Genomic DNA, 16,252 nt, shown 5'->3' on the forward strand with positions numbered 1-16,252 from the left:
GGTAGTGCCCGAACTCTTGCGCACTTTGGTCTTCGCCCGTCCCTGTGGCGGTGATCAGTTCGCTGCTGGTACGGTCTCACCGAGCCTTGACATGTCGAGGTAGCGGCGCGTCGACCACTCGTCGGATGTCACGTAGCGGACCCTCGCGCAGACGAGCATCAACGCGCTGCGTCCGTCGGGGAACGAGCCGACCACGCGGGTCCTGCGCCTGATCTCGCGGTTGAGCCGTTCGATCATGTTGTTGGTGCGGATCCGACGCCTATGCTCGCGCGGGTAGTCGTCGAGCAGGTAGGTCGTGGTCTCGCCGATGCCCTCGCGCAGGCATTTGGCGGCCTCCTTGAGTTTCCTGGATTCCATGTCCCGGGCGACGGATTCGGCCTTCTCCAACGCCTTGTCGCGTGATTCCATGGAGAACACGGCCTTCAGTGCGTCGGCCGCCCAGTCGCGGTTCCCGGGGTTGACCCTGGCGAGTATGTTGCGCTCGAAATGCACCATGCACCGCTGGTAGCGGGCATCGGGCAGCAGCTCGCCCGCGGCGGCGACCAGCCCCGCGCACCGATCTCCCGTCACCAGTCTCACGCCCTTGAGGCCTCGTGCGAGCATGCCTTTGATGAATTCGCGCCAGCTTTCCGCGTCCTCCTTCATGCCCTCGGCCACCGAAAGCACCTCGCGCCGCCCGTCCATGCCGACGCCGATGGCCACCAGGATGCTCACGTTCTCCACGGACCCGCCCCAGCACCTTTTGTGCCACACGCCGTCCATGAACAGGTACGGGTAATCCTGTTCGAGGGGCCTGCCCCGCCATGCGTCGATATCCGCATAGACGCGCTTGAGCTTGTCGCTCAGGGTCTGCGAGGGCATGCGGTCGCCCCACAGGAGCCGGCTGACATCATCGACCTGGCGGGTGGAGACGCCGGCCAGGTACATGTCGATCAAGGCCTCCTCGACGCTCTCCTCACGCCGACGGTATCGTTCGATCACGGCCGACTCGAACACCGCGCCCTTGAGTTTCGGCACTTTCAGGCTCATTTTGCCGGCCTTGACGGTCAGGTCGCGCTCGTAGTGGCCGGCCCGGTACGCCTTGCGGTCCCCGCTGCGCTCGTAGCGCGCGGCGCCGGTGATCTCGTCGGCCTCGGCGTCGAGCATCGCGTTCAGGGTCTCCTCGACGCTTTTGCGGACCATCCGGTCCAGGGTGGTTTCCAACATGGCCTGGTCGACCTGTAGAATCTGCTGTGACATGGCTTCGTGCCCTCGTTTCCAATCGCGGTTTTCTAATGTCTGGCGACTGAAAATCGTACACAGGACACGGGCCATGCCCCTATCTCAAGCCCAAACCAAAGTGCGCAAAATCTCGGGCGTTATCCAACAAAACGCTATAGCTGATACCACTTACAAGAAATCTCGTTACCAAATCACATTATTTTTTCTATGATTTGTATAAATGAAAAATGATTTCACTGAAACGGACATCGAAGCACGCACGAATCGAATCATCGATGCTTTCGTGAATTACCCTGGCGACAATAACCCGCTAAAATAGTCGAAGGTCTCAGTAAAGCCACCATTCCTTTGCCCATTAAAGTAGACATTTCTACAAGAAAAGACGAGAGATACAATACATAAGACCCCAGACATGAGGATGTACGGATGCCCCGGGCATCAAGAAACATCCGCACACCATGCATATCTTCAAAAGACCACTAAATCAACTTATCAATCCACAATTTTGAAGAATCTTCCACGAGATGACCTTTCTTATCAACGCGAATAATGTCAATATTGTTAGAATTTCGTACCTTTAATTTTTTCGCAATATCATTTCTTTTCGTATTGCCAATACATACCACATATAGTTTCTTATCTTCCAAATCAATTAGTCTACGCAGTAATCCATTAATATGTTCGTCATCCCGATTAAAACCAAATCCAACGACAACAAGGGCATCCGACTCCAGCCATTGTTTATATGTATCGACGTAAATCATCGACATATCAATCGAAGTCATAGGTTTTGTGCCACTTTGCGTAAAGATAAGAGGAACAAGTATATGGTGCTCATCTGTGTCAAGCTCTTCTTTCGTCCCAAGAGAGTTAAGATATGGGTCATACCAGTTATTAGTTGAGCCATTTAGAAAAAATACCTTAACACCAATCTTTTTTTCGATAAATGTATTGTAATTTGTCGTAGCAATGGCGGAGAGCTCTATATCATCACCATCTACCGATCGTTTAAGCTGGTCATAATAACCATCGATAGAATCATCTATCCCCTCACATTGCTTGATGATATATCCTCGTACCGAAAGTAGAAAAATGACAATTTTTGTAAATTTCGCCCAATCATTTGATGGGGAATATAAATAATGCCAATTGGAATCAATAAGAGTCTTATAATCAAGCACTGATGAATATAAATATTCAAGTATTTTACGAGCAAAAATAACAATTAGCTCTTCTGAAGTCTCTGGTTCTGCGTTCACAACTTCGTTAAAGAGTATTTGCATCCCCGCGATTCCCGTGGAGGCATAATTAATATGCAACACCTCTCCCAAATCATCGAAAATATCAATACTACCTTCATCCTGATCTTTAATCTCAAAAAGATTGTCATTCACATCTCGTACGAGGTTGGCAGAAAGTGCACCAATCTGGAATTGAAGTATTGCCGCCAATATACTACGAAGATATGCTCGGCAATTATCATCAGTTATTCGCTTCTTGTGGTATACAAGCATTAGAGCCGAAAAATATTTGCTCTGAAACAGAGCATCACCTTCAGATAACGAATTATTAAAAGAAACCGCTTGCGATAGACTTATATTATCCAAATTGTTTTTGAGCAGTTCCTCTAAAACAGAATTGACGCTATCACCCGATGAAAGGGTTGTTGACAACGCTATGCCACCCGCCCAATCATCGAAATCTGTCAGTTTCTTAATAATCAACTGTCGATTACCTTCTATGGTATCTTTAATAATATTCTCGAATACACTCTTACCAAAGGCACTAACACTTTTATTCTGATAATTGTTAGGTAATTCACTACTCGCATATGCAGTAGTTGATTTCACCTTACTTCGCATATCGCGAAATTGCTGTTTATATTCGCTAACATCTTGGCGGAATATGTCGAGAGCGAACTGTCCTCCTGAGGGAAGACCGTATGACATTTCAGCTCCAGCCCCAAATAGAAAACCGTATTTCTTCATATTTTCTCCTTCCAATCACTTCCATGAGGTCGGCCAGTTGACAGCCTGCGGCAGTTCTTCCAATGCAGGTAATTTCTCCACGATATCAAGGGTTTCCATGCTTACGCGAATGATTTTTTCTACAAGGTCCACGATGTAGCGAGAATCATCACTGTAGTCGTTGGGGTCATTGGTGATGCCGCTCTTCTTGTCAGCGGTGACCTTGTATCGGTCGATGAGCCAGCCGATTGCGCTCTTGCCATTAACCACATAGTCGTAGGCACGCAGTGGAATACCCTCGATGGTTAGGTTCTCCGCAACTCTGAGCACAGTAAGATCGGGCACTTTCTTGCCGGTGTCCTTGTCCTTGACCTTGCGCGGGTACACCATTTTCTCGGTGCGGCCTGGATTCTCTTTATCTCCGACTTCCATGACCGGCCATGGTTCCAACGACTCGTAGTCGAGATGCAGATGTGCGAGGGCGCGGCCGGCCTTCATGAACGCCTTGAGATCCTTGGCGAGCGGGATGCGCGGCAGTTCCTTCTTGAGGTTGTTGACGAACCGCTTGCGGTATTCGGGGCTGTGCAGCACGCCGTACACGTAATAGAAGATGTCCTCCTTGCTGATACGCAGGTTCGGATACGCCTCGCGGAACACCTTCAGACCGGTGTCGGTGATGGCATCGTGACGGACGTAGCCATGTTCATCCGCACCGGACATATCCGCTTCGGAGAATAAGCCGTCATCATTCGATGGTTCGACCTTTTCATACCAGTACAGTGGGAAACACTGCCCATTACCCGCGTATGGAGTCAATGACGGCACCAAGTCAAGCATCAACGCCGAGAATGGGTACGGGCTCCAATCCCCGATATGGCAATTTCCAGATTCTTTGCTTCCAGGTATGGGAACAACTGCGGCTGCTGATATGGGCGGTGGTTGAGAACATTGTCGAAGAACACATATTGCTTGCAGAATGGGCGGTATATGGATTCCCGAATCTTAGTATCTTGATACTCGGCTTTAATGCCACGCATGCAATAAGATACAAGCGACGAAGACCACTTTAGAAGCGTGTCATCCGAGAGAAGTTCGTGTTTATCATTGGCGGCAACAGCAGCCACTTCGGCGTTATACCGTTCTATGAAGCGTTCCATAATATGGGACAATGATTTACGATTAAATGAATATACCCATGCGTCTCTATTGGTTTGCAGTCCACAGGACCAAGTGGAGAACAGTCCCGTCGGTAATTTCTTGGCACCATTCTGCACTCCGGTGGGGATGAAGGTGGCGTAGCTGTCATCACGTTGGTCGAGCCAGTCGCCATGCTTGTCGGGCGTGAGCTCCGCCCATTCGGGATCATCAGCGACGGCGTCTTTGAGGATGTCGAGTTTCTGTTGGCGGGTCAGGTAATCGCCGATGTCACGATAGTGGATGGTGCCGTGCTCGTTGGATGCGGGGTTCTTGACGAGCATGGTGATGGCGATGGTGGCCCGTGAGCCGGAGTCGAAAATCTTGCCGCCCTCACGACGCGATTCCTCGCCGGAGGTGCGCTGGTTGCCGCGCAGGTTGTACACGTAGATGCTGTTGAACTCCTTGGCGAAGCAGCGTCGTACGCCGGCTCCCGCGGTACCGGTGAGCCATCCGCCGTTGGAGACGAAGCAGACGATGCCGGAGTCGCCGATGCGGTCGGAGGCCCAGCGGAACGCGCGGATGTAGTGGTCGTACAGCGAGTTGTTGTTTGCCGCCGATTCAGACACGTAAGTTTCTTCGACTCGACTATCCAGGGTCGGGTATTTGGTGTTCTGGTTACCGGTGTTCTCACTGTCGCCGGCCCGGTATGGCGGGTTGCCGACGATGACCTTGATCGGCAGTGCCTTCTGCTGCTTGATGCGCTCGGTGTTCTCGGTGAACACGGTGTCGTCCAATGTGTCGCCGTCCTCGTGCATCTGGAACGTGTCCGTCAGCAGTGCTCCGGGGAATGACCGATAGTCGCCGCCGACGCGCTTGTGGTAGGACTGTTCGATGTTGATGTCCATGATGGTCGCGGCCAGGGGCACGATCTCGTTGGAGTGCAAGTCGTGCGCGTACTTGTACGGCAGGTCCCCGTCGGCGATCAGCGTTTCGTCCTCGATGAGACGGCAGATGTACGTGCCAGTGCCCGCGAACCCGTCCAGGACATGCACACCGCGAGAGCCAAGCGATTGACCGAACTCGCGTTCGAGCGCGCGCTGGACCATGTGCAGTTGGGCATCCACGACCTCGACGGGCGTGTAGACGATGCCGAGCGAGTCAGCGGTGTCCTTGAACGCCTTGGTGAAGAACTCGTTGTATATCTCCTTGATGAGGTTCTGCTTGGCGACGTCCGTCTCCAACTGGCTCGCGGACAGACGCACCGACGAGTACAGGTCGCGCAGCGTCGGGTTGCTGGCCACTTCGGGCAGACCGGCCTTATACAAGACGTGCATCGTGCGGTCGAGACCCTGCACGATGGGGTTGTGGTCGATGACCTCCTTGTTGGTGAACAGGGTCTGGAAAATCGGCTTGGTGACCTCGTGCTGGGCGAGCACGGCGATGGCGTCGGTCTCCGAGTATCCGGGGTTGAGGCTGTCTTTGAGGCCGTCCACGAATCCGAGGAACGTGTCGCGTGCGGGGCCGGGTTGGTTGACGAGCTGGTAGATGGCTTCGGCGCGGCCTCGGGTGATGGCGGCGATGTCGTCGGTCCATTCGCCCCAGTAGATCTTCGTGCCGCACTTGCGCACGATCTGCGCGTTGATGGCCTTCGCCATCTCACCCAGCTCGAAGTCCAGCTCCGGCTGGAAACCCTTGCCGTCATCGTCCAGACCGTTCCCCTCGTCGGGCTCGTTGCCGCCGTTGTCTTCGGGCGGGTTGTCCCCGCCTCCGATATTGGCGGGCTTCTTGGCGGAACGCCTGGACCTGCGCAGCTTGGACTCGTCCAATACCTCGACCTCTATGATGCGCTTCAGCGAGTCCTCGTCGCCCAACGCGGCCGCGTTGATGATTGCATCCAACCGCTCGTCATGGCTTCGCAAAGCGCGCACGACCTGCCAGACGACCTCGTACACGCCGGAGGACAGCATCGTGTCCGGGTCGGCGCCGAGCGGGATGACCACGGGGATGATGATGTACCCGTATTCCTTGCCGGGAGCGCGGCGCATGACGCGGCCGACCGACTGGATGATGTCGACACGGCTGCGCCGGGCATTGAGGTACATGACCGCGTCCAGGTCGGGCACGTCGATGCCTTCCGCCAGACAACGGGCGTTGGAGAGGATGTGGCATTCGTTGTCGGCGGTCTTCTCCGCCAGCCAGTCGAGCTTGTTGCGCCTGGTGGCGGCGTCCATACCGCCGTCCACATGGTCGATCTCCACGTGGACTTCGTGGCTGGCGGCCTTCATGGCCTGGTTCGCGTCGGTGTCCTCGAGGTTGCGCGTGTAATCGTCGATGACCGTGCGGAACTTCGCGCTCAACGCCTTCGAGTCCTTGATGCTCGCGGCGAACGCGATCGCGTGGTGCAGGACGCGTTTCGCGTCGTCCGGCGCAGTCTCGGCGGCGTGTTTGCCGCGCGTGACAAGCTCGCTGACGCTCTTGGAATGACGCCGATCGAACAGGGCCTTCCAGCAGCCCACAAACTTGGCCGCGTCGGACAGCGGCACCTCCTTGTCTTCGCCGTACTGCTTCTGCATGACCGATCCCATCATGTCCTCGGCGACCTGCATGACCACGATCTTGTAATCCGTGAGCAGTCCCAAGGAAACGGCCTTGCCGAAACTCAACCGGTAGGCGATGCGCCCGTAGACCTTCTCGTCGTCCATGCTGGCGATCTCGATGGCGCCTTCCTTGGCCTTGTTCTTCGCGCCCTCGCCGAAGATGCGGGGCGTGGCCGTCATGTACAGGCGCTTGTCGCTGTGGATGAAGTCGGCGTCGTGGACCTTCTGGAACGCGGTCTCCCCGTCCATCACGCCCGTGGTGCGGTGCGCCTCGTCGCAGATCGTCAAGTCGAATTGCGGTAGTCCAAGTTCCTGCGCGTCGTGGATGACTTGGATCGACTGGTACGTGGAGAACACCACGTTCAATGCATCCTCGCGCGGCTTGAAGCGCTGCGCGACCGTCACACCGGGTTCGTGGTCGCCGGGAACGGGATGTCCGTCAACTGGCCATACGACTCCTGATCCGACTTGCTCAGCTTGCTGGCCTTGCCGTCCGAACACACCACGTACACGTTGATCCGGCAACGGGTCTGGTTCATCCAGTCACGCATCGACTGCGACACCAGACTGATCGACGGGGCTAGGAACAGGACCGTGCCGCCTTCGCCGACCTGCTCCTCGACCAGGCGCAGCGAGGTCAGCGTCTTGCCCGTGCCGCACGCCATCACCAGCGAACACCGGTCATGGTCCTTGAGCTCGGTCTTGACCGCGTCGATGGCCTCACGCTGGTGCGAACGCGGATCATAGGTCATGCGGGTCGAGGATTCGGTGCCGTCGATGAACGCGCCCCAGTCGAGATTCGACTGGCGCATCGTATCCAAATCCAAACGCACCAGATCCAGACCCGGGTGTGTGAGCATGAACTCCTCCAACACCGAGGTGTACCTGGAGGTCGTGTCGGCGAGCATGTAATGCTGGTACCGGTCATCGGCCAAGGCGTTCATGAAGAACGTGGACACGTCGCCGGCCGCGAGCTTCGGCTTCGAATAGCACTTCGCCTGAATCGCCCAGTACGAGCCGTCCTCGTCCTCGGCCACCAGATCGATGCCTGTGTCCATCGTGCCGTCGTTCGTCGGGGCTTCATCCCATAGCCATACCTGTGTGATGCGTTCCAGCCACGAGGGATCGTGTTCGAGGAAGAACTCCACAGCACGTTCGAACCGAGTTCCTTGCTCACGCTTATCAACCGACTCGGCAACAATACGCGCAAAAATCTCATCAATCCCCATCACAAGGCTCCCTTGTCCGCATTATCTACCTGCAATAAGGATATCGCCAACTGGCTCTAATTCTCGGTATTACTCTCGCACAGATTAGAGATTAGCGTCTTTTCCACCCGTAACCGCCCAAATATTCCCAAACGACAATCCATGCAATTCTTGAGGTACGAGTCCAGTTTCCTCGCTCACCATAGAAACTGATATGCCTTTCTGCCTGTTCGTATCGGCCACGAAGCGGAATACCTTCGACTGCTCTGGCCGCAGGCCACGAGGCTCACCGTTCTTGTAGCCTTGAACCGTCAATTCCGAGCAAGCCTGTCGATATTCCCATTCAGACAATCGGCCCAACTCATAGGCACGGCGAGCCATAGCCATCGCGGAAACCTTGAAATAACGTTTCGCAGCCAAAATCTGCGACACTGAAGCATGAGCCGGCACCATGCCCAGAACACGGCGCTTCGGCATCAAAAGATTCGCGGCGAACGAATGAGCTTCACCTTCGATATCGCGCGTTCCGGCAGCCGCTACATCTTCAGACACCATTTCATGCATCATCAGATGTCCAATTTCATGCGCAATATCGAAACGGACACGTTCTGCGTCTTGCTGGTGTCTACCGCGATATACGGCACACCATCGAACATAAAGCTGAAAGCATCCACTTCTCGTCCGACAGTCGGCAGACTAAATAGTCGAATGCCATGAGCTTCCGCAAGACTCGTCATTTCAGGCAACGGATTCTCACCATATCCCAAAATCGCACGCAGCATAGTCGCCGCCGAGTCTGGACGCATTCCGACGCTATCGGCAAAAGGCAAATCACATTCAGGCAGCCGGAAGTGATCTTCAATCCATTTGAAGAACAGCAATGCATTCCGACCATGCCCCACTGCCGAACGACGTTGCCTTACCGTCGATTTCCTCAACGACCTGAACCATACCTGCCCTTCCGATAAATCCTCAATCAGCGGAGCGCTAGGAGACGCGGAAAAGAACGATGGCATGACCTGTAAGGTATCAGCCAACGCCGCTGCCTGAGACACCGGTGCTCCGACTTCTTCGTAATTGGTAACCGTCCGCGAGGTTACGCCGAGAGATTCAGCCAGTTGTACCTTACTCAATCCTGCCGTTTCACGGGCACAGCGGATTCGTTCTGGATTCAGCGAAGTCTTCTGCTCAACGTGCGGAAATGGCGACGGCAACTCCATCTTCACCACGCTCATCGTTATGTGCCCACAAACTGATCGGTCAAATTAACTTCGCCCAACACGAGTCACTTATCCCAGCCAATGAATCTTCCATCATGCTAAGCATTTGCAGGAAAACAACACTCCTTGTCATGACGAATCAGCCTTCCGAAATACGTCACCGGTGGTAGCGAACCTGAATATAATGACTTCACTAAAGATCAGAGAATAACGACGTGTCTAATTCATTCACATTGTAATCTGGTGCGGTTCTCTCATATGGACAAACCTGAGCAAGCCAGATACGTAGGTTCTAAACCGGGAGAATGACATGAGCAACGTCGATGAATCACCGAACCTAAGAAGTGTTCGAGCGAAACGACTTTAAAGAGCCTTCCGAACTAACCGATACGCACCAATAAAAGAAGTACCACAACATGACCAGAGAATTCACCGCTCCTTTCGACTAAGCAAACCATTGCTCAGTCGAAAGGAAAAACATGTCTAGAACATGGAAGGATCGGCCATATCGTGTGATGCAGGCCGAGGCCACTCATGCAGGTTGTCTGAGGATGAGACCTTATTATCATCCTTTTGACGACCCACTGACACTCAAACCGGATGTTGTAGCATACGCCTATGCTACCGACCATAATACGCATATTCCCGCACGGCGGTTCACGCTTTGCCGATTTGTCGAACGAAGTTGGACCACTGATTACGGCACTCGTCGTCAGGTCCGCGAGGCACTTCACGATGCAGCAAATCAGGCTAACTCCGGTCATGATATGCGTGACTGGGACAATCCCATGGCATATCAGCGTCGTCGCCGTTGGATTGACGCCTCGTGATGATTTCCCGGTTGGGCATCGTACCAATTGCGATGCTCAACCGGGATTTCATCAGACAACATTATTCATCGGCAGCATCATCACTTGCATCAGCAATAGTGACAGTAAACGTCTTGCCGAGAGCCGTGCAATAATCAGCCAAGAAATCAAATAGTCCATCCACACTAGAACCATCCTCGGCTTTCCACAGCTGCGACGCCGTATATCCAGTGCGACGGGCCATTTCATCAAGATCAACTCCAGCTGCTTTGCGCATCGCAATCATCTGACGGCATACATCTTGCTGAGACTTTTGGTTTTCTGTGGCAAGATGACTTTGGCTTTCCTTCTTACCATGTTCAGCCAAGCGCTTAAGCTCATCATCCCTCGGGACGCCGCCGATAAATAGCGGTGATTCTGGCTCCCATCGGAAATCCTCACGATCGGCTTCTTCTCCCCATTTATCCTCGAGTTTGTCAGTAACGGGGAATCCCTTGCCCGTCACAAAAACGATAGGCGAACCATCCGGTCCAGTATCACCAACCGTCGGCCAATCTTCGGGATATGTCCAATGCTCAGTCACGGGCTCGCTATCCGTCCACATCCGTTCGGCAGCAATGTCAATGTCGTCCGACCAGCAGACCACGCCATCTCTGATATACAGCTGTTTGAAGAAAGCCTCATCTTTTAGCGGGCCAAAGACCGGCTTTTCAAGATACGGGTTCATATCGAACACACCATGACGTCCATCATCGAAACGTACTTCAACCCAGTGGTCTTCTAGTGGCAACGCTTGAACTACGACCGGCGTTCCACCGGCCCAAATCTCTGCCGTATCTATCACTCGATGCGCATAGTGGTCATAGCAGCGCAGGCCAGATTTTTTGAAAGTTGCGGATGCGGTGGAATCCGATTTGTTTCTCGACTTCTCATCTACCAAGGCGTCTGCGTCATCGGCGTGTTTTTCCGCTTCTTTACGAGATAGTGCATGTATTCTCGCAGCTTACTCTCCAATGTTGTTTGCTCCATAAGAGCGGCCTTATCCGCCTTATACCAAGTCATTACATCGACCGGCACTTGCACGATCACATTGTTCGCCATGCTTATTCACCTTTCTCTCAGTCCCACAATTCGTAAAAATTGTCGCCAATCCACTGCCGTACATGGCGGAATTTAGCTTCGGCTTGCTTCGCCACCGCAAGTATTGCATCTCTTGAAGCCGTAACGGCGCGGAAGTCAAAAACCATCTGGTATCATCAAACCACAATTTCGGCACCATCACCGCGCGATAATGGTGCATATGGAACCAATCAAGGATGATGGACGGCTGGTGGCATTGGTCACCGGAGGTACGAGTGGTATCGGCCAGGCGACGGCGCGAATGCTCGCTGTGCGGGGCTGGCATGTAGTTTCGGTGGGACTCGATACAGAGGAGAGCATTCCCGAGACTCAGCATATTGGCCGCGGCGAACTGTTTACCTACGAGATGGACGTCACCAAGCCGGCTGACATCACGCGCATTCTCAGCGCTCTCCCCCGATTGGATGCCATCGTCCATTGTGCGGGATTCGGCATCGCTGGTTCTGCGGAATGCACACCAATGACGCTCGCTCGCAAGCAGTTCGATGTGAATTATTTTGGCGTGTTGCAGGTCAACGAAATCGCACTGCCGTTGCTGCGCCGTACCGCGGCACGCAACCGTAAGCGGGGACGAGTCATCGTTGTCGGCTCGATTGGAGGACGGCTGGGTTTGCCGTTCCAATCGCACTACTCTTCCACAAAGGCGGCGCTGGAAATGTATGTGGAGGCGCTGCGGTTGGAGGGGCGCCGTCATGGCATCACCGCCACAATCATCGAACCGGGTGACCTATCCACTGGATTCACCGGCTCGCGTATCCTCGCCGAACCAGCCAATTCACCGTACTACGACGAATGCCAACGTTCGGTCGGGCAAATGGCTCATGACGAGCAGACCGGTGACGGTCCGGAAAGCGTGGCCCGAGTCATCGTCGCGACGCTCGGCAAACACAATCCTCCGGTGCACATCGCCGTCGGCAGCAGCTACAAGGCCCTGATGCAACTCAAGCGTTTCCTACCAGATCGCATAGTCGAATTCGTCATGCGCCGTATCTATATGAAACCGTAATATACGAACATGGAGAATCACTGAGCATATTCTTGCCCTACCTGACTGGCAAGAATAAACAACATGGGAGGCGTCACCGTTGAGTAGCGCATTGACCATTTTCATCGCGTATACTCTTGGAACGCTGAGCCTTGTTTGCGACTTCTTCGACCCCTATAGCGGGATTTTCGGAGCTTTATTCAAGTTTGTTGTTCTCTTCATTACTGGCACGTCGCTCATCAACGTGTATGCGCGCAAGGACACGTTGGCTAACACCTCGGAACACAACTACTACAGCTACCTCGAATCCCACGGCATCATGAAGGAACAGACCGGCCGCGCGGCATCACTCGCCGTATACAAATCCATGCTGGGACTCGTACGTCTCTGCTCGGCCCTCACCGTAGCCTGCTCAATCGGCCTGAACGGCACGCTCACCCTCATGGTGGTGATATATCCGACAGATATTTCCCTGTCACCCGCCAACTTCCCCGGCAACAAAGTGGTGGGCATATTCCTGCTCATCGTCGGCCTGGCCACGTCCATCGCCTCGGCCATCTACTTCTGGAAGGCCGCCTCCCAACTCAGCCGAAGCGTAACGGCCCAACACTAGGAATGTTCGCTCACTGCGAGCGCCTTATGTCAACAGTTCCGTCCCAAGCACATCATCGATAAGCCCACGTCCGCGCATATCTGTGGTGTTGACTCGTCATTCATTGACAATCAGCGAATCCAAAAGCATTTTCTCGACCAATTCGAAGAAACGCTTCGATGAGGTGCAGCCCAGCGAAGCACATTCTCGACTCGCCCACAGATTCGCCTCGCCCAGCTCTGCTCAGCAGGAGCTAAACCTCAATCAGTCCGAAGAAATGACCCGCTCAGAACTCACCAGCGAATCAAAACCTCTTCCTAATCGATGGTTTGCTCCGCTCAGGACTACTTCAACAGGGCAAAACCTCGACGGACTAGAGGGAATGTTCCGCCTAGATCTGTTCAGCGAAGCGAAACCTCGACAAACCTGAGGGAACACCCCGCTGAATCATCACCAGTGGCGCAACCCAGAGAGCCAGTAGAGGAAAAGCCCCGCTAAGCGGCCTCTCAGCAAAGCAATACCTTGGCCCATCCGAAGATTTGCCCCACTGAGACTGCTCAGCGAAGCAAAAGCTCGACTCAACCGTAGGAACACTTCACTGACCGCCCATCAGTGAGCCAAAATCTCCATTCACCAGAGGATTTGCCTCGCTAATCATGCAAAAGTGTTTTTTAAAATCGCTGGGAGGCTATTCATTTCCTCAGTTATTTCTCCAATCATCTAAGTCAAAAGAACTCAGCACATGCACGCTAATATTCGCTCTCGGCGTTCCACGAACCATTCCCTCATATTCGGAACTACAGTAAGCGACAGATATGAAGCTACTGTGCCCCAGTCCGAAGGAGGACATTATGGGATTGTTTGATTCGCTGAAGAACATGTTTGCGCATCACGAACATCATCATGGAGCCAGTATCGGGCAGTCGCTCACTCTCGCCGATGCCAAAGCAATACTTGCCTTTATTGTGGTGCATCAGCAGCTTGCGGACATGCGCAAGGTGGCGGATGCAGTCAAGCAATTGCAGGATGAGATGCCTCAGTACATCACATTCGGCATGTCGCATTATTACAGTGAGCCCAAGCGCGTGCGCTTCCAGTCCGAAGGTGGCAAGTTCATCGACGCGGACGCCATCGCCACCGCATTTGCCGAAACCACCGTATTGCAGGACGAGTGCGAAATCCAGCATCTTATGGGCGATATCGAAGACAACCGTGAGCATCGCGATCCGGCAAAGACGCCAGCAGTACCGATTGACGAACTCGTGCGCGTCACCGATGAAAGGCTTGCGACCGGCAACGATGAGGAGCAAAGTCGTGCATGGCTGTTCGCCTTATTCGATCAGCTCGATGACATTGCCGAGGCGACAAAGAACAACCTGGAGCCGCTTGTCACAGCGTTGGATACGACTCTACAAAACAGCTCCGCTACTATTGACAACTCCGCCACTACCGACGCCGGCAACAGCAGCAACAATGCCAATGCCGGCGATGCACGTTCCCGTATCATCTCCCTAATCGCTGACGCTCTCTTCCCGGCCGCAGAATCCTCGAAGACAAGCGAGCCCTCAGCATCCGCCGCCATCCGCGAACTGATGCTCAATCCCACCGCAACATCGCTCGATTACATGCCAGCCATAGACGTACTGCGCGCCCACGGTCTCACTATTTGCCGGTGAGTCTGAGAAGTCAATCGGTGGTTCATACGGCAGTGGTTCATATGGCAGTGATTCATGCGGCACATACCGCACGGAACCTGCTATGCACGAACCACTGTGTCCGAACAACGAGAACGCACTACTTCTCCAGCTTCTCCAACTTTTCCAGTGCCTTTAATAGCGATTCGACATGGCCTTTGGCACGTACGTTGTAACGTGCAATTGTCACGGAGCAGTCGGGATTGATGACGAGCGTCGAACGGATCACACCTACGTGCACCTTGCCGTAGAGCTTCTTTTCGCCGTATGCGCCGTACAGCTTGTGCACGGTCAGGTCGGGATCAGACAGCAGCGGGAAGATAACGCCCGAGATTTTGCGCACTTTGGTTTGGGCTTGAGATAGGGGCATGGCCCGTGTCCTGTGTACGATTTTCAGTCGCCAGACATTAGAAAACCGCGATTGGAAACGAGGGCACGAAGCCATGTCACAGCAGATTCTACAGGTCGACCAGGCCATGTTGGAAACCACCCTGGACCGGATGGTCCGCAAAAGCGTCGAGGAGACCCTGAACGCGATGCTCGACGCCGAGGCCGACGAGATCACCGGCGCCGCGCGCTACGAGCGCAGCGGGGACCGCAAGGCGTACCGGGCCGGCCACTACGAGCGCGACCTGACCGTCAAGGCCGGCAAAATGAGCCTGAAAGTGCCGAAACTCAAGGGCGCGGTGTTCGAGTCGGCCGTGATCGAACGATACCGTCGGCGTGAGGAGAGCGTCGAGGAGGCCTTGATCGACATGTACCTGGCCGGCGTCTCCACCCGCCAGGTCGATGATGTCAGCCGGCTCCTGTGGGGCGACCGCATGCCCTCGCAGACCCTGAGCGACAAGCTCAAGCGCGTCTATGCGGATATCGACGCATGGCGGGGCAGGCCCCTCGAACAGGATTACCCGTACCTGTTCATGGACGGCGTGTGGCACAAAAGGTGCTGGGGCGGGTCCGTGGAGAACGTGAGCATCCTGGTGGCCATCGGCGTCGGCATGGACGGGCGGCGCGAGGTGCTTTCGGTGGCCGAGGGCATGAAGGAGGACGCGGAAAGCTGGCGCGAATTCATCAAAGGCATGCTCGCACGAGGCCTCAAGGGCGTGAGACTGGTGACGGGAGATCGGTGCGCGGGGCTGGTCGCCGCCGCGGGCGAGCTGCTGCCCGATGCCCGCTACCAGCGGTGCATGGTGCATTTCGAGCGCAACATACTCGCCAGGGTCAACCCCGGGAACCGCGACTGGGCGGCCGACGCACTGAAGGCCGTGTTCTCCATGGAATCACGCGACAAGGCGTTGGAGAAGGCCGAATCCGTCGCCCGGGACATGGAATCCAGGAAACTCAAGGAGGCCGCCAAATGCCTGCGCGAGGGCATCGGCGAGACCACGACCTACCTGCTCGACGACTACCCGCGCGAGCATAGGCGTCGGATCCGCACCAACAACATGATCGAACGGCTCAACCGCGAGATCAGGCGCAGGACCCGCGTGGTCGGCTCGTTCCCCGACGGACGCAGCGCGTTGATGCTCGTCTGCGCGAGGGTCCGCTACGTGACATCCGACGAGTGGTCGACGCGCCGCTACCTCGACATGTCAAGGCTCGGTGAGACCGTACCAGCAGCGAACTGATCACCGCCACAGGGACGGGCGAAGACCAAAGTGCGCAAGAGTTCGGGCACTACC

15 protein-coding genes and 1 pseudogene are annotated in these 16,252 nt (G+C 54.8%); 6 read left to right on the plus strand and 10 right to left on the minus strand.

All coding sequences use genetic code 11. From position 1 onward, the window contains the following. Nucleotides 1-54: 54 nt before the first annotated feature. The 7 genes from ACEUKI_RS10300 to ACEUKI_RS10330 all read right to left on the minus strand — a co-directional run bounded on the left by ACEUKI_RS10300 (nt 55) and on the right by ACEUKI_RS10330 (nt 9,365). Nucleotides 55-1,239 carry an IS256 family transposase gene (locus ACEUKI_RS10300; RefSeq protein WP_131218582.1) on the minus strand — a complete coding sequence of 395 codons (1,185 nt, stop codon included), beginning with the start codon at nt 1,237-1,239 and terminating at the stop codon, nt 55-57. Between the two features lie 461 nt (nt 1,240-1,700). Continuing rightward, a complete protein-coding gene (locus tag ACEUKI_RS10305; protein ID WP_374156846.1) occupies nt 1,701-3,209 on the minus strand; it encodes a hypothetical protein in 1,509 nt (502 codons plus the stop codon). Between the two features lie 15 nt (nt 3,210-3,224). Beyond that, complete coding sequence (locus tag ACEUKI_RS10310; RefSeq protein ID WP_374156847.1) at nt 3,225-4,025, minus strand: type ISP restriction/modification enzyme; 801 nt, start codon at nt 4,023-4,025, stop codon at nt 3,225-3,227. Further along, nucleotides 4,025-7,327 carry a type ISP restriction/modification enzyme gene (locus ACEUKI_RS10315; protein ID WP_374156848.1) on the minus strand — a complete coding sequence of 1,101 codons (3,303 nt, stop codon included), beginning with the start codon at nt 7,325-7,327 and terminating at the stop codon, nt 4,025-4,027. Before ACEUKI_RS10315 ends, ACEUKI_RS10310 begins: the two co-directional genes overlap by 1 nt. Beyond that, on the minus strand, nt 7,324-8,151 hold the full coding sequence (locus tag ACEUKI_RS10320; protein WP_374156849.1) for a DEAD/DEAH box helicase family protein: 828 nt from the start codon (nt 8,149-8,151) through the stop codon (nt 7,324-7,326). The genes ACEUKI_RS10315 and ACEUKI_RS10320 overlap by 4 nt, the downstream gene beginning before the upstream one ends. An 84-nt stretch (nt 8,152-8,235) precedes the next feature. Beyond that, nucleotides 8,236-8,697, minus strand: a complete 462-nt coding sequence (locus ACEUKI_RS10325) for an ImmA/IrrE family metallo-endopeptidase (protein ID WP_374156850.1) — start codon at nt 8,695-8,697, stop codon at nt 8,236-8,238. After that, nucleotides 8,697-9,365: a multiprotein-bridging factor 1 family protein gene (locus tag ACEUKI_RS10330; protein WP_374156851.1), complete on the minus strand. Its 669-nt coding sequence runs from the start codon at nt 9,363-9,365 to the stop codon at nt 8,697-8,699. The genes ACEUKI_RS10325 and ACEUKI_RS10330 overlap by 1 nt, the downstream gene beginning before the upstream one ends. Before the next feature lie 497 nt (nt 9,366-9,862). Between ACEUKI_RS10330 and ACEUKI_RS10335 the strand changes: the two genes are divergently transcribed. Further along, nucleotides 9,863-10,180 (plus strand): hypothetical protein, encoded by a 318-nt coding sequence (locus ACEUKI_RS10335; protein ID WP_374156852.1) that lies wholly within the window; start codon nt 9,863-9,865, stop codon nt 10,178-10,180. A gap of 61 nt (nt 10,181-10,241) precedes the next feature. Here the strand turns inward: ACEUKI_RS10335 and ACEUKI_RS10340 are convergent, their stop codons facing one another. Both ACEUKI_RS10340 and ACEUKI_RS10345 read right to left on the minus strand, forming a co-directional pair. After that, nucleotides 10,242-11,099 (minus strand): DUF2442 domain-containing protein, encoded by an 858-nt coding sequence (locus ACEUKI_RS10340; RefSeq protein WP_202574579.1) that lies wholly within the window; start codon nt 11,097-11,099, stop codon nt 10,242-10,244. After that, nucleotides 11,093-11,260 carry a hypothetical protein gene (locus ACEUKI_RS10345; protein WP_156604016.1) on the minus strand — a complete coding sequence of 56 codons (168 nt, stop codon included), beginning with the start codon at nt 11,258-11,260 and terminating at the stop codon, nt 11,093-11,095. Before ACEUKI_RS10345 ends, ACEUKI_RS10340 begins: the two co-directional genes overlap by 7 nt. Nucleotides 11,261-11,459: 199 nt before the next feature. On the opposite strand from ACEUKI_RS10345, the gene ACEUKI_RS10350 reads away from it, so the two are divergent. The 4 genes from ACEUKI_RS10350 to ACEUKI_RS10365 all read left to right on the plus strand — a co-directional run bounded on the left by ACEUKI_RS10350 (nt 11,460) and on the right by ACEUKI_RS10365 (nt 14,552). Next, nucleotides 11,460-12,305, plus strand: a complete 846-nt coding sequence (locus ACEUKI_RS10350) for an SDR family NAD(P)-dependent oxidoreductase (protein WP_144169414.1) — start codon at nt 11,460-11,462, stop codon at nt 12,303-12,305. A 91-nt stretch (nt 12,306-12,396) separates the two neighbouring features. Then, nucleotides 12,397-12,897 carry a hypothetical protein gene (locus ACEUKI_RS10355; RefSeq protein ID WP_256866798.1) on the plus strand — a complete coding sequence of 167 codons (501 nt, stop codon included), beginning with the start codon at nt 12,397-12,399 and terminating at the stop codon, nt 12,895-12,897. 103 nt (nt 12,898-13,000) lie between these two features. Next, nucleotides 13,001-13,306, plus strand: coding sequence for a hypothetical protein (locus tag ACEUKI_RS10360; protein WP_374156853.1), 306 nt, complete (start codon nt 13,001-13,003; stop codon nt 13,304-13,306). Nucleotides 13,307-13,727: 421 nt separating this feature from the next. Next, nucleotides 13,728-14,552: a hypothetical protein gene (locus tag ACEUKI_RS10365; RefSeq protein ID WP_080784863.1), complete on the plus strand. Its 825-nt coding sequence runs from the start codon at nt 13,728-13,730 to the stop codon at nt 14,550-14,552. A gap of 118 nt (nt 14,553-14,670) precedes the next feature. On the opposite strand, the pseudogene ACEUKI_RS10370 reads toward ACEUKI_RS10365, so the two are convergent. Next, nucleotides 14,671-14,892 (minus strand): annotated as a pseudogene (locus ACEUKI_RS10370) (peroxiredoxin); the annotation flags it as partial. Between the two features lie 121 nt (nt 14,893-15,013). On the opposite strand from ACEUKI_RS10370, the gene ACEUKI_RS10375 reads away from it, so the two are divergent. After that, nucleotides 15,014-16,198, plus strand: coding sequence for an IS256 family transposase (locus ACEUKI_RS10375; RefSeq protein WP_131218582.1), 1,185 nt, complete (start codon nt 15,014-15,016; stop codon nt 16,196-16,198). Nucleotides 16,199-16,252: the final 54 nt, after the last annotated feature.

The sequence above is a fragment of the Bifidobacterium sp. 2450 genome, assembly GCF_041900695.1.
GTDB classification, from domain to species: domain Bacteria; phylum Actinomycetota; class Actinomycetes; order Actinomycetales; family Bifidobacteriaceae; genus Bifidobacterium; species Bifidobacterium longum.